This is a genomic window from Streptomyces globisporus (assembly GCF_003501885.1).
Taxonomy (GTDB): Bacteria; Actinomycetota; Actinomycetes; order Streptomycetales; family Streptomycetaceae; genus Streptomyces; species Streptomyces globisporus_D.
Map to the genome: position 1 here is coordinate 1 of NZ_QWFA01000432.1, position 533 is coordinate 533.

The following is a 533-nucleotide window of genomic DNA, read 5'->3' on the forward strand; positions in this document are numbered from 1 at the left end:
GGGTGGGGGTGGCAGCCTCCCGGGCACGGGAGGACGCGGCGGGCCCGTGGGACTCGGTGGGCCCGGAGAGCTCGGGCCCGTTGGTCTCGGCCGCCCATGAAGGCTCGGCGGTCCCGGAGGGCTCGGGCCCCCCGGCGATCCCATGGGACTCGGCCGCCCGTGAGGGCTCGGCGGTCCCGGTGAGCCCGGAGGGCCCCGAAAGCTCGGCGATCCCGGAGGGCTCGGTGCCCGCGTAGGGCTCGGCGGGCCCGTGAAGCCCGGCAGCCCATGAGGGCTCGGCGGGCTCGTGCGGCTCGCAGGGCTCGCCCGTCTGGCGGGCTGGGGCCTCGGAAGCACCGGAGCCCCGGCCCCCGGGGGCCACCCGGGGCAAGAGCTCGGCGGAGCCGTCCCTGGCGGGGACATCGGTCCACGCCGGTTCACCCCCGTAGCCCGCACCCCGGCCGTGCGGGCGCTCGGCCACCGCGTCCCCGGCCTCGGCGCGCGGCCGCGGAACCCTGCCCGCCGGAGCACCCCCGGCGGACCCGGAGGCCACC

Annotated in this window: 1 pseudogene; it reads right to left on the reverse strand. The window is 80.5% G+C overall.

What is annotated here, in order from left to right:
- A pseudogene (locus D3105_RS35040) lies at window positions 1-533 on the reverse strand (hypothetical protein); the annotation flags it as partial.